This is a genomic window from Rouxiella badensis, assembly GCF_002093665.1.
Taxonomy (GTDB): domain Bacteria; phylum Pseudomonadota; class Gammaproteobacteria; order Enterobacterales; family Enterobacteriaceae; genus Rouxiella; species Rouxiella badensis.
In genome coordinates this window covers 23,715-44,615 of the sequence record NZ_MRWE01000036.1, presented here as the reverse complement: position 1 = coordinate 44,615, position 20,901 = coordinate 23,715, and the positions used below count along the sequence as shown (strand labels likewise).

The following is a 20,901-nucleotide window of genomic DNA, read 5'->3' as shown; positions in this document are numbered from 1 at the left end:
CATGATGGCCGGAAGACCGAGAGAATTTGACCGCGATACCGCGCTGAACGACGCCCGAGACTTATTCTGGCGCTGCGGCTATGAGGGCACGTCGATGTCAAGTCTGGTTGCGACACTGGGCATCGCATCGGCACGCATTTATAAGGCTTTCGGCTCAAAGGAGCAGCTGTTTCGGGAAGCCGTTGCGCATTATGAGGAAAACGAAGGCGGATTCGCCGAACGCGCACTCAGGGAGCCGGACATTACCCACGCTATCTCCCGCTTGCTGGAGGACGCCGTACTGCTGTACACCGCCCAGCCGCTTCACCTTGGCTGTATGGTGGTCTCTTCCACCAGCGGACTTAGCGATGAGAATCAGTCTCTCGCCGAGTGGCTTTCACAGCAGCGCAATCAAAGAACGCAGGGCATTATCGACAGATTCCGTCGGGCGGCACAGGAAGGGCAACTCTCCGCCGACGCCTCGGCAGACCTGCTGGGAAACTATTTTGCTACCGTCCTGCACGGCCTGTCTGTTCAGGCGCGTGACGGCGTGAGTCGAAACGACTTATCGCAGGTGATTGCCCTGTCGCTGAGGCTTTTAGAGACCGCGAGGTCAGTGCCAGACCGCTGAAAGTAGTTAGAATAAACATAGATTTTTTCGTTCGTTGTCATTTATGCCGCCATCATAAAAACTCCGCTCATTAAATAATAATCAAGGTGCGGCAATGACAACACAATCCCTCCCACAGCCTGAATATAGCCGCAATATGCGGCTGATTGGGCACAGGGTGTCACAGGGGTTTTTCCATCATCGACGCACGTGCTTTTCAGTGCACTGGCGTCGTTTTTCCTCCCTCCACTGCGCACGTTTGCTGTTCAATCGCCGAGGGCATTTTCTCGCCCTTCCAGAAGGCATCACCTATCCTAGGTATCTGATTAAAAAAGTTGAACCTTGAAAAAACTGAGGTAATAGGGCTACACTGCCAAGGTCAATTTTGTGACGGGGATCGGCTATTGCCCACGTTAATTGAAGGTAAGTGTCAGGAACGCATGATAACTATTTTGGGAGTGCCTTTTCAGTGAACAAAACCATGGTCAAAAATATATTATCGCTCTTCATGATACAGGGAGCCGGATATATTTTACCCCTTATCACACTCCCCTATCTGGTAAGAGTGCTAGGACCTAGTGAATACGGTGTACTCGGATTCTCGTTAGCCTTCGTCCAATATTTCACCCTTCTCGTCCAATACGGTTTTGATCTCTCCGCCACCAATAAAATAGCCATTCATAAAGACGATAAAACGCTGGTCAGTCAGGTGTTTTGGGGAGTGCTGTTTTGTAAAACCATTTTAGTCATCCTTGGCGCACTGCTGATGGTGGCGATCCTGCTTCTTGTGCCCGGCCTCAAAGATTACAGCACGGTCATTATTGTTTCTTACACCTCGGTTGTCGGCGCGGCCTACGTTCCCTCCTGGCTGTTTCAGGGCAAGGAAAAGATGGGCTGGATGGCAATCTCGAATATATTGGCCAAAATTGTCACCATCCCGCTGATCTTTATTTTCGTGAGTTCTCCGGCTGATACCTGGATTGTGGCCCTGATTACCGGTGCAGGATTCATTCTGGGCTCTCTGTTTAGCTTCTACATGATTTATCGCGAGAAGTGGATTGAATGGACCCGTCCGACCCTTGGGCAGCTCAAAGAACTTATTCAGGACGGGCGCTATATCTTCCTGTCGAATATTGCGGGCAGCCTTTACGTCAACAGTATCCCGGTATTTCTGGGATTTGCCGCAGGGCCAGTTACCGTAGGCTACTATGTGGCAGCAGATAGGATCCGCCAGGCGATACAGGGTTTGATGAGCCCGGTGACCAGCGTGTTCTACCCTAGAATAAGCTCGCTGATGTCGATTGATAAGGCCAAAGGCCTGAGAATGATTCGGCTATTGCTGGTCGGACAAAACGCGGTCGCGCTGCTGATGACGCTGTTGCTGATGATTTTCTCCCATCAAATCATTGATCTCTTTTACGGTAAGACCTATCACGAATCGATTTCTATCCTGGTGCTGCTCGCCCCGCTTATTTTCTTTATCAGCGTGAGCACGGTATTAGGGGTACAGGGGATGTTAATTATTGGGATGAGAAAAGAGTTTAGCCAGATACTCTGGTTGGGTGCGATACTCAATACTGTGATTATTTTCCCATTAATATGGTTGGCAAGCGCAGACGGTGCGGCTATTTCGGTGCTGGTCACCGAGGCGCTGGTTGCGATTTTGATTGTATCCAAAACCAAGTCCATATGGAGACGTTCTTAAATGTCTGATGAACAGAATATAGTTAATTCAACCCCATTGGCCGGGGTCGTGGTTTGGTACAATCCTACAGAAAAAGAAGTCGACAATATTCGCAGCTATGTCGGCTTCCTGAAAAACCTCTACGTGATCGACAATTCGGCGAATGATAATTCAGCCCTGCTCAGCTCGCTTAATCAGAATGACGGGCATATTCAGTACATCCCGAATCTTGATAACCTGGGCATCGCCACCGCGTTAAATAAGGGCTGTAAACGCGCTATCGAACAAGGTTATGACTGGATATTGACCATGGATCAAGACTCCAGTTTTGATCCCGTCGAGATGAGCAAGTTTATTGCCTCATTCGAAAGCAAAAAGATTGAAGACCCGAGTATTGCGCTCTTCACGCCGTGGACTAATGAATTTCATCCCATCGGCTACGCGACGCGGGTCATCACCTCAGGCAACCTCCTCAATCTCACCGCCTATCAACAGATTGGCGGCTTCGATGACAAATTATTCATCGACGAAGTGGACCACGACCTGTGCTACAAGCTGACCCAGTTTAACTACAAGATTTATACCTTCGATAACGCACGGATGCAGCACAAAATCGGTGACGCGAAGTCGCACGCTTTCCTGTTCCCCCGCCGACTCCTGGTGATGCACCACGGTGCCGTCAGAAAGTATTACATCATCCGTAACCGCTTCCTGCTGCGCGAACGTTTCCCTGATTTCACTCGCGATTATGCCAAGTTCAATATCATGTTACTGCTCGGCGTTATCTTCTTTGAGAAACAAAAGTGGCTGAAACTACGTTACATGTTCAAAGGCTACTGCGACTACAAAAGAAACCGACTGGGCCGTATGCGATAGATTTGCCGACAGAAAACAACGCGCCGGAATACCTATCCCGGCGTAAACTTCAGTTAGGAGTCCAATGAACACCCTCATCGTTGTCGATATGCAAAACGGCGTTTTTGCGACCCCGCGCTTTCAGGCTCAAGAGAAAATTCAGAAGATAAACGCCTTGATTGCTGCCGCAGACAGAGTGATTTTCATCCAGCACGAGTGTGACGGCATGATGGAGGGGAGCCAAAACTATGCGCTACTGCCTGATGTTTTGACCCCCAAAGAGGTCTTTTACGTCAAAAAAACCGCCTGTGACGCGTTTTCACACACCTCTTTGGCCAGCCTGCTGAAAGAACTTTCGGAGCAGGCGTTTACTATTTGCGGTTGCGCGTCAGACTACTGCCTGGACAGCACCATCAAATCGGGCTGCGCCGCAGGGTATCGCATCACCGCCGTAGCAGATGCGCACACCACGTCGGAAAGAAAATGGGTTTCCGCCGAGGCGCTGATCAATCAGCATAATGAAGTTTGGGAAAACTTTGACCAACCAGGCAATCCAATTCTGGTAAAACCCACCGCCCAGGTGCTGACAGAATGGCAATCCTGACTCAAAAATGATCGCTTACCGAGCTCGTCATGCCCTCAACTCCCCGCGCTGAGGTAATCAAATTCAGCAAATGCTGAGCCGATTTGCACTGCGAGGTCCGCCGCCATGCCAGCGCGACCTGCGTGGTGATCCGTTGGTTCGAGACAGGCAGGCAGCGGACGTTATCGGCATCGATTTTACTTAACGAGGCCGGTACCAGCGCATAGCCAAAACCGGTCGCCACCATGCTCAGCGACGAAGCAATCTGCGGGCACTGCTGGCCCAGATTCGGCGTGAAGCCTGCGTCTTCACAGGCCGCAATCACCGCATCGTACAGTCCTGGCGACAGATCGCGGGGAAAAGTTATCAGGGTTTCATTACGTAGCTCACCCAGTGAAACGCTCGCCCCCCGGCTCAACGGATGCATCTTGGGCAGCGCGACCATCATCTCCTCGTTATCAATCACCCGCAGGTTAAATTCCTTGCTGCGCTCGCACGGCAAACGAATAAACGCCAAATCGATGGTGCCCTCACTCAGCGCAGTCATGAGTGCTGACATGTCCTTTTCCTGAGGCTCCAGCTTCACGCCGGGATATTTGTCGCGATAGTGATGCAACAGCGAGAAGACCTGCGGATTAAACGCCGACGAGCTGGCAAAGCCGATGCGTAAGAAGCCGTTCATACCTCGCGCCACGCTGCGGGTGCGCTCCAGGGCGGCATCGGAGAGTTTAAGGATAATCCGCGCGTCCTCATACAGCACTTGACCGGCCTCGGTTAGCTCAACGCCGCGCGTTAAACGCCTCAGTAATGACGTACCCACTTCATGCTCAAGCCGTTGAATTTGCTGACTCAAAGGGGGCTGCGAGATGCCGAGGCGTTCCGCTGCCCGGGTAAAATTAGTTGTCTCTGCTACGGCAACAAAGTAACGCAGATGACGAAGTTCCATATTAAAAACGTCTCAAAGTGAACACCTCTTCATATTGGAACTCAGGGCGGAATGGAGTCAACCTTTAGTTAATCTTGTTAATGGATTTTCCGGAGCCCCCGTATGAGCAACCTTTCTGTTTCACGTTCCAATGTCCTCTATCAGGCTTCTTTGATGAGCGCCCTACTCAGCGGCGTCTATGAAGGCGATACCACCATGGCGCAGCTGCGCGAGCACGGTGACTTCGGCCTTGGCACTTTCAACAAACTCGACGGCGAGCTGATCGCCTTCGACGGCAACATCTTCCAACTGCGCGGAGACGGCACCGCGAGACGCGCCACGTCCGACCAAAAAACGCCGTTTGCGACGATGACATTCTTTAACCCCACTAATGAATACAAAATAGACTGTCCGCATACCCGTGAAGAGATTCATCAGGTCATCGATAAGGTCATCGCCAGTCAGAACAGCTTCTGCGCCCTGCGCATTGACGGCGAATTTAGCCGTGTCGATACCCGCACCGTACCGGAACAGCATCGTCCCTACAAACCGATGCTTGAGGCGGTGAAACAACAGCCCACCTTTCACATCGAGAACAATCGCGGCGTGCTGATCGGTTTTCTAACCCCGGAATACATGCAGGGCATCAACGTTGCGGGCTATCACGAACACTTTATCAACGAGGCGCGCAGCAGCGGCGGTCACGTGCTGGACTATCAGGTCGAGCGCGGCACGCTGAAGTTTGGCACCGTTGAAAAGCTGATGATCGACTTCCCATGGGACACCGATTTCCTCAATGCCAACCTCTCGCCAGAGAACCTGCAGGAAGCCATTCGGGCCGTTGAGAGTTAACAGGAGCGATAAAAATGAAAGAATCAAACAGCAGTATCGATAAAAACGATGAATGGAAATGCGGTGCGGACCTGGTCGTCGCCCAGCTCGAAGCACAGGGCGTCAAGCACGTCTTCGGCATTCCCGGGGCCAAAATAGACCGCGTCTTTGATTCGCTGGTCGACTCGAAAATCGACACCGTCGTGGTCCGCCACGAAGCCAACGCCGCGTTTATGGCCGCTGCGGTCGGACGCCTCACCGGCAAGGCGGGCGTGGCGTTAGTCACCTCCGGTCCGGGTTGCTCTAATCTAATCACCGGCGTGGCCACCGCCAACTCTGAAGGTGACCCGATGGTGGCGTTGGGCGGTGCGGTGAAACGCGCCGACCACCTGAAACAGGTGCATCAGACGATGGACACCGTGTCGATGTTCAAACCGGTCACCAAATATTCGGCTGAGGCTATCTCCTCCTCCGCGCTGGCAGAGGTAGTTTCCAACGGTTTTCGCGCCGCCGAATTCGGCCGTCCTGGGGCCGCATTTATCAGCCTGCCGATGGACCTTATCAATAAGCCGACGCGGGGCAAGCTGCTGGCCTCCTATTCGCCCACCCTTGGCAGCGCGCCGCACAGCGCCATTCTTGAAGTCTCTAAATTACTGGAGAAAGCCAAGAATACAGTCTTGCTATTAGGTCTGATGGCCAGTCAGCCCCCTAACGCCGAGGCAATTCGCCGTCTGCTGCATAAAGGCGACCTGCCAGTCACCAGCACTTATCAGGCGGCAGGGGTTATTGACCAGGCTTCATTCCACCGTTTCGCGGGCCGCGTTGGACTATTTAACAATCAGGCCGGTGACCGCCTGCTGCGAAACGCCGATCTGGTGATCACTATTGGCTACAGCCCGGTCGAGTACGAACCTGCCCAGTGGAGCAACGGCACGGCCAAACTGGTACACATCGACGTGACGCCCGCCGAGACCGACAGTCTGTATCAACCTGAAATCGAGCTGGTCGGCGACATCGCCGCCACCGTGGACCTGCTAACGGAGCAGGTAAAACAGCAGATTGCGCTGAGCCCGGCAGCCATCGATATCCTTGAGGAACGCCGTTTACAGCGGCAGTTGCTGGATCAGAAAGGCCGCAGCCTGAATCAGTTTGCCATTCACCCGCTGCGTCTGGTGCGCGCGATGCAGGACATCGTCAACAGCGACGTGACCCTGTGCGTGGACATGGGCAGCTTTCATATCTGGATTGCACGCTATCTTTACAGCTTCCGTGCGCGTCAGGTACTTATCTCCAACGGCCAGCAAACGATGGGTGTCGCACTGCCTTGGGCGATTGGTGCGGCGCTGGTCGAGCCTGGCCGCAAGGTGGTGTCGGTATCCGGTGACGGCGGTTTCATGCAGTCAAGCATGGAGTTGGAAACCGCGGTACGACTGGGCGTGAATCTGCTGCATATCATCTGGGTCGATCAGGCCTATAACATGGTGGCGATTCAGGAGGAGAAAAAATATCATCGCACTTCTGGCATCGAATTTGGGCCGATTGACTTCAAGGCCTACGCCGACGCCTTTGGGGCCAAGGGTTTTGCGGTAACCTCCGCCGATTCGCTGGAGCGCACCCTGCGCGCCGCGATGGACGTCCAAGGTCCGGCGGTGGTGGCTATTCCGGTCGACTACAGTGATAACGCGCTGCTGATGAGCCAGTTGAACATGAACGAGATTTTCTAAAACGCTCCGCCAGACGCCACATCATTGCGGCGTCTGGCCTTATTGCTCACTCGTTGGGTGAAACAACTCCGCCATAAAACTCTCCAGCAGCAGATTCTTGTTACTCCCTTTTCGAGTGGTCACCACAATATCGGTATTCAACGACAGCCGATGCGGATTTATCGTCAGCATCTCGCCGCGTTCGACCCAGATATTGGCGTAATGATCGGGTAAAAAACCGACGAACTTTCCGGTGAGGATCAGAAAGGCAATGCCCTCACGATCGCTGGCCCGCGCCGCCGCCTGCATTCGACCATAAAGCGCGAGCGTCTCCGGAGTAATACGTCCATTGGGCACCACCGCGTCCAAACCGGCTATTGCCGCCTCGGGCAGTTCGCCGCTATGCGCAAACAACGGATGCTGCCGACCGCAATAGAGAGAGGATTTCTCACTGTAGATAGCCCGATAGTCGAGACCTGAAAGCGGTGACGTCATCGGAACCACGCCGACGTGCAGCCGACCATCCAGCACCTTTCTCTCAATCTCTTCCTGCGTCGTCATGCTGATATTGATGACTACGTCCTTCCCCTTGCCGCGCAGGTGCGACAGCGCATTGGTGACCTTCATCTGCGGTTGGGTTATCAGGTTATTGATGATGCCGATGTTAAACTCGCCGCGCAGATGGTCGTGGATCTGATTGACCTGCTGACGAAAGTTTTCAACCGCCGCCAGCAGCGTTTCGCTGTCTCGCAGCACCACCCGCCCCTCTTCGGTCAGCGCGAAACCGGCCCTGCCGCGTTGGCAAAGCCGGATCCCCAAACGTTTCTCGAGGTCCCCCATGTGCAGGCTTATCGACGAACGGGTGATGCCCAGCAGCGTTTCGGCGGCGGTAAAGCTGCCGCATTCCGCTACCGTTTTGAATATCTTCAGTAATTTGATATCGACATCGGCAATCTGACCAATTTTGGATTTTGGCATTTAGGTGAGTAATCCAACATCTGAGCGTGAGTTGTTTTAGATTTAACTCACCCGGCGAATCATTGCAAACTCTCTGTCATCACCTCATTTAACAAGACCGGGACAGACGCCATGACCAACGCCTTTGACGTAGATAAACTCAATCTGAATGCGCATTGGATGCCGTTCAGCGCCAACCGCAATTTCCACCGCGATCCGCGCTTTATTGTCGGTGCCGAAGGGCAATGGCTGTTCGATAACGACGGGCGCAAGATATACGACAGCCTGTCGGCGCTGTGGACCTGCGGGGCCGGTCATGTGCGTGGCGAAATTCAGCAGGCAGTGAGCAAACAGCTCGGCACGCTCGACTACTCGCCGGGATTCCAGTTCGCGCATCCGCTGTCTTTCCAGCTGGCAGAACGCATCGTTAATCACCTTCCCGACCCGCTCAACCACGTGTTTTTCACCGGATCCGGCTCTGAGTCGGCCGACACGGCGGTGAAACTGGCGCGGGCCTATTGGCGTATCAAAGGTCAAGCCTCAAAAACCAAACTGATTGGTCGCGCGCGCGGTTATCACGGAGTAAATATCGCCGGCACCAGCCTCGGCGGCATCGGCGGTAACCGCAAGATGTTCGGTCAGTTTATGGACGTCGATCACCTGCCGCACACGCTGCAAAGTGGAATGGCGTTTACGCAGGGCATGGCCGAAACCGGCGGGGTTGAGCTGGCCAACGAGATGCTCAAGCTGATTGAGCTGCACGACGCTTCTAACATCGCAGCGCTGATTGTCGAACCGGTTTCAGGCTCTGCGGGCGCAATTGTGCCGCCAAAGGGCTACCTACAGCGCCTGCGCGAGATTTGTGACCAGCACAATATCCTGCTGATTTTTGATGAGGTCATCACCGGCTTTGGCCGCATGGGCCGCTGGTCGGGCGCAGAATACTTTGGCGTCACGCCGGACATTCTCAACTTCGCCAAACAAATCACCAACGGAGCCGTGCCGCTGGGTGGCGTGGTCGCGTCGAGTGAAATTTATCAGACTTTTATGTCGCAAAACCTGCCCGAGCATCTGGTTGAATTCCCGCACGGCTATACCTATTCGGCGCATCCGGTGGCCTGCGCCGCCGCGCTGGCAACGCTGGATATTCTAGAGAATGAGCAGCTTATCGCACGTTCCGCCGAGTTGGCCCCCCACTTTGAGCGGAAAATTCACGCCCTGAAGTCCTGTCCGAACGTGGTGGATATCCGTAACTGTGGCCTGGTCGGGGCTATCCAGCTGGCTCCACGCGATAATGATGCGGCCATCAGGCCGTTTGATGCCGGCATGGCGCTGTGGAAAGCCGGTTTCTATGTGCGTTTTGGCGGAGATTCGCTACAGTTCGGGCCAATGTTCACCGCAGGACAACAGGATCTCGACCGCCTGTTCGACGCCGTGGGCGACGTGCTGCACAAGCTTGCCTGAGGATGATTTTCCCGAATGAGGCGGTTATTTGCTTTAGCGATGGCGACGGAGACCCTGCTGCCGTTACTGAAAAAATGGTTATGGTCTGAATGCGGTCGAAAACGGCAAAGGTCTCGCTAGCTCGCCTGCGAGCGGATCGCTTCAATAATCGCGTTGGCGGCCGGGGACAGCAGGCTTCCGGCGCGATAGGTAATGCCGATTGCGCGACGGGTGTCGGCAAGCTCCACGTTGAGCGTAACCAGTTCGCCGTTGTCCAGTTCGTGCTCCAACTGTCTGGCTGATACCGCCGCCAGCATGTCGGAATCGAGCAACAGCCCACGGACGATAGCCAGGTCGCCGCTCTCTACTACCGGATCCGGCGCCGGGATGTTCATCGATTGAAAGCTGCTCTCCAGCAGTTTTCTGGCGGGGGTTTCGGATCGCGGCAGCACCCAGCGTGCGTTGCGAAGCTCTTCAGGTCCGACCGAGGTTTCGCTGAGCGGATGACCGCGCCGCGCCAGAATAACCATCTCTTCGGTAAACAGCGTCTCGGTCACCATATCCGCCGCATAATCGCTGGTGCGCAGCGCGCCGACGATAAAATCCACCTCGCCGGAACGCAGCTCGGAGGCCAGCACCGCAAAGGCACTTTCGTTGGTAATGATCTTGATACCGGCATAGCGGGCGGTCACCGACAGGATGGCCTGCGGCAGCAGACGTGCTCGGCTCAGCGGTAGCGCACCTATCTGCACGGTACCGACCAGCACCCCCTGACGGGACGCGATATCGGCGGGAATATGCCGCAGCTCGTTCAGCGCACGTCGGATATTAGGCACAATTTCCTGGCCAGCGAGACTTGGGATCATGCCCTGGGGCGTGCGTTCGAGCAACGAGGTGTCCGCACCGTTTTCCAGCACCTTCAGCGCGGCCGAGACGGCGGGCTGACTCAGGCCCAGCAGCGTGGCGACGGTCTGCATATGCCGCGTCTTGCAGAGCGCAACAAAGATTTGCAGCCGCCGTACGTTGAACAAATACAGCGGTTCTGTAGGCGCTCTGCCCGGCGCATTTTTACCCTGCAAGCGCGTCAGCAGCTCGGCGGTGTCGTGCAGGTCGGCTATCGCACGACGGGCACGCGGAAGAATGCATTTTCCGTAATCGGTTAGCAGCATACCGTTGGCGTGGCGCTCAAACAGGGGAACGGCTAAATGCTCCTCGAGGTCGCGTATTGCCCGCGTGATGGCCGACTGGGTGCGGAACAGTTCGTCGGCCGCGCGCGAGACGCTGCCCTGATCCACGACCTGACAAAATGCCCGGATCTGCATCAGGTTACATAACTCTCGTTCTTGCCTCATCCCCTTCTCCCGTCTGTCTTTTTTTCGTGAACTGAACCAGCAATATAAATAAAACGCATACCTGCTGCAATTAAATGAATTACCTGTGTCCCCTGTCCACTGCCAGCATAGAAATCAGACCACGCGATGCGTTTGGTACCCTCAAAATATAAAATGATAAGGATTAGGCAAATGACAAATACAAACAAAGGTGCTGCCGATAGCGCAGCAAAAAGCGCCCTGGTTGTCAGTGCTCACTCGGCTGACTTTGTATGGCGTGCGGGCGGTGCTATCGCGCAACATACTCAGCTGGGTTACAAGGTCCATATCGTTTGCCTGTCCTTCGGTGAGCGCGGCGAATCCGCCAAGCTGTGGCGCAAAGGCGAGATGACCGAAGAGAAGGTTAAAGCCGCACGTCGCGAAGAAGCCATGGCCGCCGCAGAAATTCTGGGGGCTAGCGTCGAGTTCTTTGACATGGGCGACTACCCACTGCGCGCCACCAAAGACGACCTGTTCCGTCTGGCCGACGTTTACCGTCGCATTCAGCCCCACTTCGTGCTGACCCATTCCCTGAAAGACCCGTACAACTACGATCACCCAATGGCGACCAACCTGGCGCAGGAAGCCCGCATTATCGCGCAGGCAGAAGGCTACAAGCCGGGCGAACCTATCGTTGCTGCTCCGCCGGTTTATTGCTTCGAACCGCACCAGCCTGAGCAGTGTGAATGGAAACCGGACGTCCTGCTCGACATCACCGACGTGTGGGACAAAAAGTATGCCGCCATTCAGTGTATGGCCGGTCAGGAACACCTGTGGGAATACTACACTCGCGTCGCTCAGCAGCGCGGTGTGCAGGCCAAGCGTAACGTTGGCATCACCACCAGCAAAAACATCGTTTACGGTGAAGGCTATCAGAGCATCTTCCCACGCGTGACAGGAGAGCTTGCATGAGCAGCAACGACGGTTTAATCCTCGGTAAAAAAGGCGTAGTGGTGCGTAATATCCCACGTGCCAAGCAACAGGACGTCGAGGCGCTGGCGGCGTTTGGCGTTGCCACCGTGCATGAAGCACAGGGCCGTAAAGGCCTGCTGGACGGCGAAATTCGTCCTATTCAACGTGACCTCGCCATCTCGGGCAGCGCAGTGACGGTGCTGGTCGCGCCCGGTGATAACTGGATGTTCCACGTCGCGGTCGAGCAGTGCAAGCCCGGCGATATCTTGGTGGTAGCACCGACCTCACCATGCACCGACGGCTATTTCGGTGACCTGCTGGCGACCTCTTTGAAGGCGCGCGGCGTGGTGGGTCTCGTGGCTGACGTTGGCGTGCGCGATACCCGCACGCTGCGCGAGATGGGCTTTGCCGTCTGGTCACGCGCCGTCTATGCACAGGGCACCGTGAAAGAGACTCTGGGTTCGGTGAATATTCCCGTGCTGTGCGCCGGTCAGATTATTTATCCGGGCGACGCCATTGTGGCCGACGACGACGGCGTCGTCGTGGTTCGCCGTGAAGAAGTCGCCCAGGTTGCTGAAGCCAGCCGTCAACGCGAAGCGCTGGAAGAGAGCAAGCGTGCGCGCATGGCCGACGGCGAGCTGGGTCTGGACATCTACAAGATGCGCCCAACCCTCGAGCAAAAAGGCCTGACCTATTATGATGACGCCGAAGCGCTGGAAAAATCGCTGAAGCGTTGAGGAGGCACGATGTTGCAAACTCGCATTCCCTGTGTCCTGATGCGCGGAGGCACCTCAAAAGGGGCCTTCTTCCTGGCCGACTCTCTTCCGGCAGACGCCGAGCTTCGCGACAAGGTGTTGCTGGCGGTCATGGGTTCCCCCGATCCGCGCCAGATTGACGGCGTCGGCGGCGCAGATCCGTTGACCAGCAAGGTCGCCATCATTCGCCCTTCGGCGCGTGAAGACGCCGACGTTGACTACCTGTTCGCGCAGGTTAACGTCGACAAGGCGGTGGTCGATTACGGGCAGAACTGCGGCAATATTCTCGCCGCCGTGGGTCCGTTCGCCATCGAACAACGTCTGGTCGAGGCGCGGGACGGCGTCACGCCGGTGCGCATCTTCATGGAAAATACCGGACAAATTGCTATCGCCCACATCCCTACCCCGCAGGGACAGGTTGAGTACGAAGGCAGCTTACGCATTGACGGCGTGCCGGGTACCGCCGCCGAAATTATGATTGAGTTCGCCGACATCGCCGGTTCGAGCTGCGGGTCACTGCTGCCAACCGGTCAGGTTATCGACAAGTTTGACGGTATCGAAGTGACCTGCATCGACAACGGCATGCCGGTGGTATTGTTGCGCGCCGCCGATCTGGGTCGTACCGGTTACGAGACCCGTCAGCAGCTCGACGACGACACCGAACTAAAGGCTAAGCTCGAGTCTATTCGTCTCCAGGCCGGTCCGAAAATGAATCTCGGCGACGTGGCGCAGCGTACGGTACCGAAGATGACACTGGTTGCCGAAGCGCGCGACGGCGGTTCACTTTCCAGCCGCACCTTTATTCCGCACCGTTGCCACGCCTCGATTGGGGTGCTGGGTGCGGTCAGCGTGGCCAGCGCCTGTCTGTTGCCGGGTTCGGTCACCGAGGGTCTGGCGAATACGCCAGAGGGAACACGTCCGCGCATCAGCGTAGAGCACCCAACCGGCGAATTCAGCGTCGAATTGCACATTAATCCTGCCGCATCGGGTGCTGAAAGATTGACTGGGTGCGGATTGTTGCGGACTGCGCGTCTGCTGTTCGAAGGCCGCGTTGCCATACCAGGCAGCCTGTGGGACGGCAAAAACGCAGGAGGCTCTCATGGCAACGCCTGATTTGGAACTCAACGTCAGGCGGGTTGCGCTGATTGGTCTTGGCGAGGTCGGTACTATTCTGGCGACCGACCTCAAGGCAAACTATCCCGAGCTGGCGATCGTAGCTTTTGATCTGCTGCACGATAAACCGGCGATGCAACAGAAGGCGCAGGACCTGTCAATCCGTATGGCAACCTCACTTAGCCAGGCGGTGGAAGAAAGCCAGCTGATATTCTCTGCGGTGACCGCCGCGCAGGCACTGAGCGTTGCCGAACACGCGGCCACCCTGATTGGCCGGGGGCAGACCTTCCTGGACTTGAACTCGGTGTCGCCCAACACCAAGCGTCAGGCGGCTGAGTTTATCTCACGGCACGGCGGCGAGTACGTTGACGTGGCGGTGATGGCCCCCTTCCCTCCGGCAAGGCTAAAAACGCCGCTGCTGCTGGGCGGTAAACAGGCACAGGCGACTCGTCTTTGGCTGAATGCGCGAGGTTTCAACAGCCAGGTTCACAGCACAGAAGTCGGCGAAGCCTCGGCTATCAAGATGTGCCGCAGCGTCATGATCAAAGGGCTTGAGGCGCTGACCACCGAATGCCTGAGTGCAGCACGGCAATACGGCGTCGAGAAAGAGGTGCTCGCCTCCCTGCACGCCAGCTTCCCGTCGCTGGGCTGGGACGACAAACTGCCGCATTACCTGATTAGCCGCGTCGCCGAGCACGGCAAACGCCGTGCAGAAGAGATGCGCGAAGTGGTGAAAACGCTGGAAGACGTCGGCGTGGTCCCGCATCAGAGTAAGGCGACGGTTGAAACCCAGCAGGGCTTTATTGACGCTCTGACCGCCCACTCCCTGAGCTATCGCGATCTCGTTCCGTTCGACTGGGAAAAGACCGTCGACAGGTTGTACAAGTCACACTGATGGCAATGCGGCTATCCTGACTTTCCCCCAGCCAACGCGGCGGGGGAAGTCTTCAACTTACCCGATGACAGCGCACCGCAGCCCCGGAAAGATTAACCCTGAGATCCTGCGGCATGTGACAGCCGTCGCCCGCAAAGGGGCAACGCTCGCGGAAAAAGCAGCCCTGCGGCAGATTGCGATTGCTCGGCAGTTCCCCTTTTTTATCTTCCTGTCCCTCTTCAAGAGAACGACCGGCCTGCGGGACCGAGTCCAGCAACAGCCGGGTGTACGGATGCTGCGGATGCGTCAGCACCTTTTCCGCAGGCCCCAGTTCGACAATCTGTCCGAGATACATCACCGCAACCCGCGAACTCATGTGTCGAACCACCGACACGTTGTGCGAAATCAACACGTAGGTCAGATTACGCTGGCGCTGTAGCTCGACCAACAGGTTGAGAATCTGCGCCTGAACGGAAATATCCAGCGCCGAAGTAGGCTCGTCGAGCACGATAATGTCCGGCTCAGACGAGAGTGCGCGGGCAATGGAGATCCGCTGGCGCTGACCGCCGGAAAATTCGTGCGGCAGCCTGTCGAGATACTCCTTGCGAATACCGACCTGCTCTGCCAGCCCCTCGGCCAGCTGTCGACGTTCGCTGACCGAATTGTGTTTTTGCACATAAACCGGCTCGGTGATGATGCGCCAGACAGGCAGGCGCGGATCCAGCGAGGACTGAGGATCCTGAAACACCATCTGCATGCCGGAACCAAACCAGGAACCGTCGGAGCGCGCCCGCAACAGCTGTCCGCTGCTCGGTTTTTGCAGCCCCATCAACAGCTGTGCCAAGGTACTCTTGCCACAGCCTGACTCCCCGACAATGCCCAGCGTTTCGCCGCGCATGATGTTGAGATCGAGGCCGTTCAGCGCATTGACGTAGCCTTTCGGCTTACCCAGCCAGTTATATTTCGCCGGAAAACGGACGCGAATATCCTGTAATTCAATCAGTGCATCGAGATTCATCAGGCCTACTCCTGCATGGTAAGGGTCGGTATCCGCTGCGGATGCCAGCAAGACACAAGCTGTTGCGCGTGGCCGTCGAGCGGCATCAGTTTGGGGGATTGCGCGCACTGTTCATCACCCTGAGCACAGCGTCCGCGAAACGCACAGCCCGCAGGCAGTTTGGCAAGATTCGGCACCGTGCCGGGGATGGCTTTCAGCAAACTGCGCGGCTCGCCGTTCTCGGGGGCGGCCTGCAATAGCCCTATTGAATAAGGGTGCGCCGGCTGGCCGATCACCTCCGCGGTTTTACCGCTTTCAATCACGTGCCCGGCGTACATCACGTAAACGCGGTCGCAGAGCTGCGACACCACCGCCATGTCATGAGTAATAAACAACACCGCCGTGCCGCTGGATTTCGCTTTGCGACGCAGCAGGCGTAACACCTGACGCTGTACGGTCACGTCGAGGGCGGTGGTCGGTTCATCGGCAATAATCAGTTCCGGCTCGCAGGAAAAAGCCATCGCTATCAACACCCGCTGGCGCATGCCGCCCGAGAGCTCAAACGGATAGCGCCCCATCACCTGCTCGGCGTCACCAATCTGCATCTCCTGCAATAGCCCGATGGCTTTCTGGTAAGCCTGCTGGCGAGTGAGATGCTGATGCAAACGAATGACTTCACACATCTGACGGCCAATCTTGCGCGTCGGATTCAGCGCGTTCATCGGTTCCTGAAAAATCATCGCCACCCGTGCGCCGCGCAGTTGACGCATCTGTTTATCACTGGCGTTGATGACGTCGGTGCCCAGCAGGCGCAGCTCCCCGGCCTTAATGGCGAAGCTGTCCTGCGGCAGGAGGCGCATCGACATCATCGCCGTGACCGACTTACCCGAACCTGATTCGCCCACTACCCCGACAATTTCCCCGGCGTTCACCTGGAGCGAGACATTGTTCAGCGCGCTGATTTCTCCGCCGTAAACCGGAAACACCAGGCGCAGGTCGTTGATTTCCAATACGGGCTTCTGCGTTTCTTCTGCCATCGTTAGCGCCCTCTGCTTTTCGGATCGAGCAGGTCACGCAGACCGTCACCGAACAGGTTAAAACCGGTGGCCGTAATCAGGATAGCCATGCCCGGAAACGCGGAATACCACCACTGGTCGAGAATATAGTTGCGGCCGTTGGAGACCATCGCGCCCCACTCCGCCGTGGGCTGCTGAGCGCCAAGCCCGATAAAACCCAGCGTTGCCGCCATCAGAATCGAGGTACCGATGTCGAGAGAAGCCTGCACCACCAGCGGCGGTAGTACGTTACGCAGCACGTGCCAGGTAATCAGATGCCAGCGCGACGCACCAAAGGTGTGCGTGGCCTGCATATAAGCCTGATGGCGCAGCATCAGCGTTTGCCCACGCGCCAGCCGCACATAAAACGGGATACGCACGATAGCGATCGCCAGCATGGCGTTGAACAGGCTCGGCCCCAGCGCCGCCGCCAACGCCATGGTCAGTACCAGCGACGGAACCGACAGCATGATGTCCATGCAGCGCATAATCAGCGCGTCCACCAGACCGCCCATCACGCCGGAAAAACAGCCGAGCAGCGAGCCCACACTTCCTGCGAGAATAACCACCGCCAGACCCGCCGCGACCGACTGCTGGCTGCCTGTCAACACCCGGCTAAACAGGTCACGCCCCACTTCGTCGGTGCCGAACCAGTGTGCGGCTGACGGGGCCTGTAGTCTCGCGGTTAAATCGATAGCGTTAGGGTCATGCGGCACCAGCCAAGGTGAGAACACCATCAGGAACACCACAATCAGCATGATTGCCAGCCCCAGCAGGGTCAGCGGGCTGCGCCTAAGCAGGTGCGCAGTTTTGCGCCACGAGGCAAAGCGCGGCTTTACATCGGGTGGCACGATATCGGCGCGACGGCTGTCGACGCCCGGTTCAAGTAATGACATCGCCTTACCCCACTCTGCCGATACGCGGATCAATCCACACGTAGAGTAAATCCACCCATAAATTCACCAGCACATAGGCGAAGGACACCACCACCGCAAAACCCATCACCGCGGGGAAATCCAGCGCCTGAATCGAACTGACGACGTAGGCCCCCATACCCGGCCAGGCAAATACCGTCTCAGTCAGCACCGCGCCGTAGAGCAGATCGCCCATCGCCAGCCCAAGCACAGTCACGGACGGAATCAGCGCATTCGGCAAAGCGTGACAAATAATCACCCGCCAGTGCGACAGCCCGTTGGCACGCGCGGTGCGGATATAGTCCTCGCTCATTTGTTCGAGCATCGCCGACCGAATCTGCCGCGCAACGATACCCATGTGGACAAACGCCAGCGTCAGCGCGGGCATCAGCAGGTGTTGCAGGCTGTTCCATAGCGCATCACGATTGCCGGTCAGAATAGAGTCAATGACGTAAAAACCGGTGATATGGGTCGGCGGATCCATCCAGTCATCAAGCCTGCCGCCTCCCGGCAACAGATTCAGATGGCCGTAAAACAGGATAATAACCCCCAAGCCCAGCCAGAATGCCGGCGTCGAGATACCTATCACCGACAGCATACGTACGATGTGGTCGGGAAATTTGTTGCGATACACCGCCGAGAGCACGCCGAGCGGAATACCGAGAATAATGGCCAGCAGCAGCGCACTGAACGCCAGCTCAAGCGTGGCGGGAAAAAAGGCCCGCAGGTCATCAAGCACCGGTCGACCGGTACGAATCGAGACGCCAAGATTGCCATGAAGCAAATCAAGGACGTAGCGGTAAAACTGCACGTACAGCGGCTGATCGAGCCCCAGCTGTTGGCGCATATGCAGCACCATTTCGTTGCTGGCGCGATCGCCCGCCAATAGCCGCGCGGGGTCACCGGGGATCATGTGCGAGATGATAAAAGTGATGACGCAAACGCCCATCATCACCAAAACCAGCCCCCAGCAGCGCTGGCGAATAATGGTCCAAAAAGTCATAACATCCCCCTGAACGCGGCACCGAAACTCCTCGCTTCGGTGCCTTTGAAACGTCGACCCTAAGTCGGCAAGGAAAACTTATTGCTTGCTCATCTGCGCGACGTTAAACACCTGTTCGAGCATCGGGTTGAACACAAAGCCTTTGAGGTCTTTGTTCATTGCCACCTGATAGTTCTTCTGGAACAGATAAACGTAGGCCGCCTCGCCGATGACGATTTTCTGCGCCTGCTGGTAATAGTCAGTGCGCTGCTTCTGGTCGGTTACCGATACCGCTTTCTTCAGCAAATCATCGACCTGTGGGTTGGAGTAGAACGAACGGTTGCCCGGCAGACCTTTCTTGTCCGACTCGAACCAGTAGTTCATGAACATGTAAGGGTCGGCGAAGTCTGGGCTCCAGTTGCCGATCGAGATGTCATAATCCCCTTGTCCGATGCGGTCACGCATAGTGGCATTAGCCAGCTTCTCGAGCTTCACCTTAATGCCCGCCGAGGCCAGACTCGCCTGCACGGAAAGCGCGATCGGTTCCCAGTTTGGGTCGCTGTCGGAGTAGAGGAAGTCGAGCGTACCCGGCTGGGTCTTGACCTTAGCAAGGTCGGCCTTGGCCTGACTCAAGTCGGTGCTGTACTGCATCGCTTTCGGGTCATAGCCCCACATGCCGTCGGGGATAGGTCCGCGCATCTGTTTGGCGTTACCGCCGAGAATGCCCTTCACCATGCCCTGATAGTCCACCGCGTAAGAGATGGCACGGCGCAAATCGACCTGATTCATCGGCGATTTGGCATTATTGAGGTAGAGGTAAGTCACGCGTAGGGAGGGATATTCTTCCACCGCAACCTTGTTCTCCTGCTTCAGCGCCGCGAGCTGGTCGATAGGCAGTGAGTCCGCAATATCAAGATCGCCCCGCGACAGCTGCAAACGTCGGCTCGAGCTTTCGCCGATGATTTTTACCATCACGCGCTTAAAGGCCGGTTTCGGGCCGCTGTAATAGGTATTGGGGACCAGTACCAGCTGCTGGCCTTTCTGCCAACGCTCGAGCTTGTACGGACCCGACCCGGCGGTGTGGCTCGACAGCCAGGCTTTGCCGTCGTCGGTTGGGTTGGCCTTGGCAATTGCCGGGTTGACGATGCCCGCACCATCGTTGGCCAAAGTGTAGAGGAACGGCGCAAACGGCGTTTTCAAGGTGAAGCGCACGGTCATCGGGTCAACCACCGATACCTGCATGTCTTTCGGGAACGCCTCCGACGGGCCCTGCCCAATCTTCATCAGTCGGTCAAACGACTCCTTTACTGCGTCGGCATTGACCGCCGAACCGTCGTCAAACCTGGCACCTGGCTTGAGTGTAAAGGTCCAGACCAGCTGGTCTGCCGACGACGTCCAGCTGGCGGCAAGGTCGCCCTCGACCTGCGTCGAGCCCTTGCCGTCTTCGGTTTTATAGCCCACCAGACGCTGATAGGCCGGATAGGTCACCGTCCAGTCGTTGTTATCGATAGTCACCGCCGGATCCAGCGTTTGTGGATCCGCCGCCTTGCCAATCACCAGCATGTCCTTGGGCACGGCGGCCTGCGACTGTGTCGTCACACCAGACAGCGCCATGATGACCGCACCAGCCAACGCCGTTTTATGTAATAACGCCTTATTAAATAAAGATTTTACGATGGTATTTTCTGTAGAAATCGACATCTGCAAACTCCTGGTGTTTAAACGTAGCAAAGGTTAATGCGCCAAGGTTCAGGCAAGGTGTTTTGAAGGAAAACAGTCAAAAACGTCGGTCAACAAGGGATAGGAAATCGAGTTCGGCAGCTCGAAGTGCCACCACTCGGTCGGCATGCCGATAAAGCCTCCCGCCGCCATTACCGCATTCAGCAGCAGGCGGTTGCGCTGAATTTCTGGCGCGAGATGCGGGTAGAATGGATGCGAGCGCTCGGTCATTTCATCGAAACCCGCGCCCATATCCAGCTCCTGCCCGCGCTCGTCTGTCAGCGTAAGATCGACGGCGACGCCCCGGCTGTGGTGGGATCCGATTTTGATATCGGCGACATAATCAGGGTTGGGCAGCACCGCCCAGAAGATATGCTGTGCCTGCTTCGGGCGGTAGGCGTCGAAGATCTTCAGATTTAAACCGGCAAGCTGCGCGACCTCAAAACAACGCACCAGGGCGGTGGCGGCGTCGGGATGCAGTAAGCAGCGGTTTTCGCAGTACACCACCTGACCGGTGAGGTTATCGTCGCTGGCATACTTCATGTCGATGACCGCCTGCGGCAAAAGTTTGGTCACGTCAATCAAGGTTACGTCTGGTTGTTTCATAATAATTTTTACAATCCCCTGTTCCGAAATGTTT

At 56.5% G+C, this 20,901-nt stretch carries 20 protein-coding genes; 11 read left to right on the top strand and 9 right to left on the bottom strand.

From position 1 onward, the window contains the following. The first annotated feature begins 4 nt into the window (after window positions 1–4). The 4 genes from BS640_RS18315 (at window position 5) to BS640_RS18300 (ending at window position 3,732) form a co-directional block, all read left to right on the top strand. Window positions 5–610: a TetR/AcrR family transcriptional regulator gene (locus tag BS640_RS18315; RefSeq protein WP_084913065.1), complete on the top strand. Its 606-nt coding sequence runs from the start codon at window positions 5–7 to the stop codon at window positions 608–610. A 460-nt stretch (window positions 611–1,070) separates the two neighbouring features. Further along, window positions 1,071–2,294 carry a flippase gene (locus BS640_RS18310; protein WP_038327550.1) on the top strand — a complete coding sequence of 408 codons (1,224 nt, stop codon included), beginning with the start codon at window positions 1,071–1,073 and terminating at the stop codon, window positions 2,292–2,294. Next, window positions 2,295–3,149 (top strand): glycosyltransferase family 2 protein, encoded by an 855-nt coding sequence (locus BS640_RS18305; protein WP_017490134.1) that lies wholly within the window; start codon window positions 2,295–2,297, stop codon window positions 3,147–3,149. A 64-nt stretch (window positions 3,150–3,213) separates the two neighbouring features. Beyond that, window positions 3,214–3,732 carry an isochorismatase family protein gene (locus BS640_RS18300; protein ID WP_017490133.1) on the top strand — a complete coding sequence of 173 codons (519 nt, stop codon included), beginning with the start codon at window positions 3,214–3,216 and terminating at the stop codon, window positions 3,730–3,732. Between the two features lies 1 nt (window position 3,733). Here BS640_RS18300 and BS640_RS18295 read toward each other — a convergent pair whose 3' ends face one another. Beyond that, a complete protein-coding gene (locus BS640_RS18295; RefSeq protein WP_017490132.1) occupies window positions 3,734–4,657 on the bottom strand; it encodes a LysR family transcriptional regulator in 924 nt (307 codons plus the stop codon). A 102-nt stretch (window positions 4,658–4,759) separates the two neighbouring features. Here BS640_RS18295 and budA point away from each other — a divergent pair, with 102 nt between their 5' ends. After that, the gene (gene budA, locus BS640_RS18290) at window positions 4,760–5,488 is read left to right on the top strand and encodes an acetolactate decarboxylase (RefSeq protein WP_084913061.1); all 729 of its coding nucleotides are present in this window, start codon (window positions 4,760–4,762) and stop codon (window positions 5,486–5,488) included. Window positions 5,489–5,502: 14 nt separating this feature from the next. After that, window positions 5,503–7,191 carry an acetolactate synthase AlsS gene (gene alsS, locus BS640_RS18285; protein WP_084913060.1) on the top strand — a complete coding sequence of 563 codons (1,689 nt, stop codon included), beginning with the start codon at window positions 5,503–5,505 and terminating at the stop codon, window positions 7,189–7,191. Window positions 7,192–7,230: 39 nt separating this feature from the next. Here alsS and BS640_RS18280 read toward each other — a convergent pair whose 3' ends face one another. Beyond that, window positions 7,231–8,148: a LysR family transcriptional regulator gene (locus tag BS640_RS18280; protein ID WP_017490129.1), complete on the bottom strand. Its 918-nt coding sequence runs from the start codon at window positions 8,146–8,148 to the stop codon at window positions 7,231–7,233. A gap of 111 nt (window positions 8,149–8,259) precedes the next feature. On the opposite strand from BS640_RS18280, the gene aptA reads away from it, so the two are divergent. After that, window positions 8,260–9,591 (top strand): omega-aminotransferase AptA, encoded by a 1,332-nt coding sequence (gene aptA / locus BS640_RS18275; protein WP_017490128.1) that lies wholly within the window; start codon window positions 8,260–8,262, stop codon window positions 9,589–9,591. A gap of 116 nt (window positions 9,592–9,707) precedes the next feature. On the opposite strand, the gene BS640_RS18270 is transcribed toward aptA, so the two are convergent. Further along, entirely contained in the window at window positions 9,708–10,922 is a 1,215-nt protein-coding gene (locus BS640_RS18270; protein ID WP_026110292.1) for a LysR family transcriptional regulator, read from the bottom strand. 171 nt (window positions 10,923–11,093) lie between these two features. On the opposite strand from BS640_RS18270, the gene galB reads away from it, so the two are divergent. From galB to BS640_RS18250, 4 genes are read left to right on the top strand one after another with little or no spacing between them, the layout of a single operon-like run. Then, window positions 11,094–11,852 carry a 4-oxalmesaconate hydratase gene (galB, locus tag BS640_RS18265; protein ID WP_017490126.1) on the top strand — a complete coding sequence of 253 codons (759 nt, stop codon included), beginning with the start codon at window positions 11,094–11,096 and terminating at the stop codon, window positions 11,850–11,852. Beyond that, the gene (locus BS640_RS18260) at window positions 11,849–12,589 is read left to right on the top strand and encodes a 4-carboxy-4-hydroxy-2-oxoadipate aldolase/oxaloacetate decarboxylase (RefSeq protein WP_017490125.1); all 741 of its coding nucleotides are present in this window, start codon (window positions 11,849–11,851) and stop codon (window positions 12,587–12,589) included. The genes galB and BS640_RS18260 overlap by 4 nt, the downstream gene beginning before the upstream one ends. A gap of 9 nt (window positions 12,590–12,598) precedes the next feature. After that, window positions 12,599–13,720, top strand: a complete 1,122-nt coding sequence (locus tag BS640_RS18255) for a 4-oxalomesaconate tautomerase (protein ID WP_017490124.1) — start codon at window positions 12,599–12,601, stop codon at window positions 13,718–13,720. Continuing rightward, a complete protein-coding gene (locus tag BS640_RS18250) occupies window positions 13,707–14,615 on the top strand; it encodes an NAD(P)-dependent oxidoreductase (protein ID WP_084913059.1) in 909 nt (302 codons plus the stop codon). Before BS640_RS18255 ends, BS640_RS18250 begins: the two co-directional genes overlap by 14 nt. Before the next feature lie 52 nt (window positions 14,616–14,667). Here the strand turns inward: BS640_RS18250 and BS640_RS18245 are convergent, their stop codons facing one another. The 6 genes from BS640_RS18245 to ddpX form a co-directional block, all read right to left on the bottom strand. Beyond that, window positions 14,668–15,612: an oligopeptide/dipeptide ABC transporter ATP-binding protein gene (locus BS640_RS18245; RefSeq protein WP_084913058.1), complete on the bottom strand. Its 945-nt coding sequence runs from the start codon at window positions 15,610–15,612 to the stop codon at window positions 14,668–14,670. Window positions 15,613–15,617: 5 nt separating this feature from the next. Continuing rightward, window positions 15,618–16,628 carry an ABC transporter ATP-binding protein gene (locus tag BS640_RS18240; RefSeq protein WP_084913057.1) on the bottom strand — a complete coding sequence of 337 codons (1,011 nt, stop codon included), beginning with the start codon at window positions 16,626–16,628 and terminating at the stop codon, window positions 15,618–15,620. A 2-nt stretch (window positions 16,629–16,630) separates the two neighbouring features. Further along, on the bottom strand, window positions 16,631–17,542 hold the full coding sequence (gene ddpC, locus BS640_RS18235) for a D,D-dipeptide ABC transporter permease (protein WP_084913056.1): 912 nt from the start codon (window positions 17,540–17,542) through the stop codon (window positions 16,631–16,633). Between the two features lie 4 nt (window positions 17,543–17,546). Then, window positions 17,547–18,563: an ABC transporter permease gene (locus tag BS640_RS18230; RefSeq protein WP_084913055.1), complete on the bottom strand. Its 1,017-nt coding sequence runs from the start codon at window positions 18,561–18,563 to the stop codon at window positions 17,547–17,549. A gap of 78 nt (window positions 18,564–18,641) precedes the next feature. Further along, window positions 18,642–20,156, bottom strand: a complete 1,515-nt coding sequence (locus BS640_RS18225; RefSeq protein WP_193791222.1) for an ABC transporter substrate-binding protein — start codon at window positions 20,154–20,156, stop codon at window positions 18,642–18,644. A gap of 135 nt (window positions 20,157–20,291) precedes the next feature. Then, window positions 20,292–20,867, bottom strand: a complete 576-nt coding sequence (gene ddpX / locus BS640_RS18220) for a D-alanyl-D-alanine dipeptidase (protein WP_026110289.1) — start codon at window positions 20,865–20,867, stop codon at window positions 20,292–20,294. Window positions 20,868–20,901: the final 34 nt, after the last annotated feature.

Excerpts from the sequence above, each read along its gene's own strand:
- BS640_RS18315 (WP_084913065.1), top strand. The coding sequence starts at position 5 with ATGGCCGGAAGACCGAGAGAATTTGACCGCGATACCGCGCTGAACGAC.
- BS640_RS18310 (WP_038327550.1), top strand. The coding sequence starts at position 1,071 with ATGGTCAAAAATATATTATCGCTCTTCATGATACAGGGAGCCGGATAT.
- BS640_RS18305 (WP_017490134.1), top strand. The coding sequence starts at position 2,295 with ATGTCTGATGAACAGAATATAGTTAATTCAACCCCATTGGCCGGGGTC.
- BS640_RS18300 (WP_017490133.1), top strand. The coding sequence starts at position 3,214 with ATGAACACCCTCATCGTTGTCGATATGCAAAACGGCGTTTTTGCGACC.
- BS640_RS18295 (WP_017490132.1), bottom strand. The coding sequence starts at position 4,657 with ATGGAACTTCGTCATCTGCGTTACTTTGTTGCCGTAGCAGAGACAACT.
- budA (WP_084913061.1), top strand. The coding sequence starts at position 4,760 with ATGAGCAACCTTTCTGTTTCACGTTCCAATGTCCTCTATCAGGCTTCT.
- alsS (WP_084913060.1), top strand. The coding sequence starts at position 5,503 with ATGAAAGAATCAAACAGCAGTATCGATAAAAACGATGAATGGAAATGC.
- BS640_RS18280 (WP_017490129.1), bottom strand. The coding sequence starts at position 8,148 with ATGCCAAAATCCAAAATTGGTCAGATTGCCGATGTCGATATCAAATTA.
- aptA (WP_017490128.1), top strand. The coding sequence starts at position 8,260 with ATGACCAACGCCTTTGACGTAGATAAACTCAATCTGAATGCGCATTGG.
- BS640_RS18270 (WP_026110292.1), bottom strand. The coding sequence starts at position 10,922 with ATGAGGCAAGAACGAGAGTTATGTAACCTGATGCAGATCCGGGCATTT.
- galB (WP_017490126.1), top strand. The coding sequence starts at position 11,094 with ATGACAAATACAAACAAAGGTGCTGCCGATAGCGCAGCAAAAAGCGCC.
- BS640_RS18260 (WP_017490125.1), top strand. The coding sequence starts at position 11,849 with ATGAGCAGCAACGACGGTTTAATCCTCGGTAAAAAAGGCGTAGTGGTG.
- BS640_RS18255 (WP_017490124.1), top strand. The coding sequence starts at position 12,599 with ATGTTGCAAACTCGCATTCCCTGTGTCCTGATGCGCGGAGGCACCTCA.
- BS640_RS18250 (WP_084913059.1), top strand. The coding sequence starts at position 13,707 with ATGGCAACGCCTGATTTGGAACTCAACGTCAGGCGGGTTGCGCTGATT.
- BS640_RS18245 (WP_084913058.1), bottom strand. The coding sequence starts at position 15,612 with ATGAATCTCGATGCACTGATTGAATTACAGGATATTCGCGTCCGTTTT.
- BS640_RS18240 (WP_084913057.1), bottom strand. The coding sequence starts at position 16,628 with ATGGCAGAAGAAACGCAGAAGCCCGTATTGGAAATCAACGACCTGCGC.
- ddpC (WP_084913056.1), bottom strand. The coding sequence starts at position 17,542 with ATGTCATTACTTGAACCGGGCGTCGACAGCCGTCGCGCCGATATCGTG.
- BS640_RS18230 (WP_084913055.1), bottom strand. The coding sequence starts at position 18,563 with ATGACTTTTTGGACCATTATTCGCCAGCGCTGCTGGGGGCTGGTTTTG.
- BS640_RS18225 (WP_193791222.1), bottom strand. The coding sequence starts at position 20,156 with ATGGCGCTGTCTGGTGTGACGACACAGTCGCAGGCCGCCGTGCCCAAG.
- ddpX (WP_026110289.1), bottom strand. The coding sequence starts at position 20,867 with ATGAAACAACCAGACGTAACCTTGATTGACGTGACCAAACTTTTGCCG.